The organism is Paenibacillus sp. NRS-1760 (genome assembly GCF_050467785.1).
Taxonomy (GTDB): Bacteria; Bacillota; Bacilli; order Paenibacillales; family Paenibacillaceae; genus Pristimantibacillus.
This window is the reverse complement of sequence record NZ_JBITPK010000039.1, coordinates 1-2,167: the sequence shown is the minus strand read 5'-3', so window position 1 is coordinate 2,167 and position 2,167 is coordinate 1. Positions and strand designations below refer to the sequence as shown.

4 protein-coding genes are annotated in these 2,167 nt (G+C 38.6%); all 4 read right to left on the bottom strand.

Going from position 1 to position 2,167, the window contains the following annotated elements; all coding sequences use genetic code 11:
* Positions 1–197 (bottom strand): hypothetical protein (locus ACIFSR_RS34655; RefSeq protein WP_430063787.1); only part of this gene is annotated, 197 nt, incomplete at its 3' end.
* Between the two features lie 78 nt (positions 198–275).
* Entirely contained in the window at positions 276–779 is a 504-nt protein-coding gene (locus tag ACIFSR_RS34650; protein ID WP_339207959.1) for a DinB family protein, read from the bottom strand.
* 320 nt (positions 780–1,099) lie between these two features.
* Positions 1,100–1,603: a hypothetical protein gene (locus ACIFSR_RS34645; RefSeq protein ID WP_430063785.1), complete on the bottom strand. Its 504-nt coding sequence runs from the start codon at positions 1,601–1,603 to the stop codon at positions 1,100–1,102.
* 185 nt (positions 1,604–1,788) lie between these two features.
* The coding region (locus ACIFSR_RS34640; protein ID WP_430063783.1) for a DnaA N-terminal domain-containing protein at positions 1,789–2,167 on the bottom strand (379 nt) is incomplete at its 5' end.

The window sequence follows — 2,167 nt, the reverse complement described above, 5'->3', positions numbered from 1 at the left end:
GTATATGTTGAATTGAATGTAACATTAAATGCAACCGTGGGTTGCAAGGGATGTTGAACTAAACTGCCCGTTAGCTTAATAATAAATGGAGCAGATGCCACGGCAAACTGCTCCATTTTCCGTTCAACTATCGTTCCCCGTTTGTTCAATAGAATCAACAGTTTCAGTCCGATGGTGTCCTCTTGTCTATGATTCAAGCCACCACTTTCAATCCTATGATAAAATACTTATAAATCCCACTATAGCCAAACGGCCAAAGCGGATATAATCTTACTCTAAATTACTGGAGGTAGCGCTCCGTACTCGGCCCACTGCTCTTTTGTCGGGCCATAAAGATCCGGCACACGAAGGCCTGCCTGACGCATCAGGACTGTCATCTGACCACGATGATGAATCTCATGCTTTACGAGAATATCCAGCATTAAGCCGTTTGGCCATTGATCACCATACATATCGCTCATGATAAGCAGATTCTCATCTTTCCAACTGGACTGTATAGCATCAAGGAGCGCTTGTGAGGTCCTCTTATAGACTGACGCGATGTCTGCTGCCGAAGCTGGCACCGGCATATCTTCGCCCGGTCCTTCGAAAGACAGTCCCGTCCGAGATGGCATTTCGTGCAACGTCTGTACAAGGTGCCATGCAACACGTCCAAGCGTTCTATGATCGCTTGTTATCTGTTGGCCAAGAGACTCGTCGGTCAGCATCTCCAGTGTCCGCATTGTTGCTTCCGTTTCATACTGCCAAGTTGCGGCAAAATCTTTAATGTGTTTATACATATCCAACATCTCCTTTTTGTAATGGAATCAAGCTTATTATACCGAACACTAGTTCGCAAGTAAATATTTACATTTACTCAAACTACCCCCGTTAACCAAACGAAGCTGCCGAAAATCATTGCGCTAATCCCGAAATGTAATTAACTACGTATGGTTAATACTTTTGATCATTTTGTTTACGCTAGCCTGCCTGTTAGCTTAACAAAGAAATGGAGCAGCTGCCATGTAGCAAACTGCTCCTTATTTGTTCACCTATAGTTTCCCGTTAGTTCAATGAATGAAGAGAAATATCCTCTCTATACTTACGATTAAACTAAACACTAACTTTTGATTTTTGACAGAATTGTTAAACGTAATTTATCAAATTCTATATTTTGAAACGTAGAAACAACGATACTAACTGAATAGTCCCTGCCGAAAAATCGGTCTGTGGTTTCCCAAAATGACTGTTTACCTTGCTCATTAGCCCAAATTCCAAGTTTAGTAATACCTCTTTCAGAAAAAAATTCAGCTTTGTATATACTGTTTAAAATGATAACCTTATGTCCAAATAACCATTTATATTCGAGGTATTCGTCAGTAATTATTAAATGGGGCTTATTAAACAATGCCATTGCAAGCCATACGTATCCGAAAATGATAGCGAACACAAGAAAAAAAATGTTTAGAATAAATTTTTTCTGGTCATCACCAGGTATCATAATGAAACCAAGAAACACGACTACCATAAATCCATAAAGAATGTGGAGAGACCACTTTAATTTAGACTTTTGGTTCAGTGGTAAGGAATACAAGCCATTCTTTTCCGTTAATGAATCCTCCAATTCACTTCTCCCCCCGCTGATATCGTTTTAAATAGCCCAATCTTTTTTCTTAAATGTATCTCAATTTAATATTTTAACGTTCTAGCAAATGTCCCTTATTATACTAAACTGCCCGTTAGCTTAATAAGAAGAGTAGCCCACCGTAGCGCCTGCTCATCAAGTGTGTTATTAACAATCGTTTCCCGTTAGCTTAACCATAAACTCGCTCTACCTGGAATTAGACTTGATTCAAATTTAGTCGAAGAATTATCCATTAATCGAAAATCGATTTTAAAGTCGGATTCACCAGTAATTTCTTCGAGAATTTGCATAATGAAATTGGAGTATCTTTGGTATAACCATTCCGTAGTAAAGTTGTTCGGACTGTAAATTAAATATGTACTTTCCACGTACTCTGCCTTCGTACTCTTAAACCATGTATTGAAGCTTGGAATTGAAATTTCGCTTTGTATTTTGTCCAATGCTTTTGTCCAGACATCAAATTGTTCCGTTACTTCTATTTTAGTATTCTTAACTTCATGAATTACTGGCTCCCCATATAAACTTTCACTTAGAAGAAGTTCT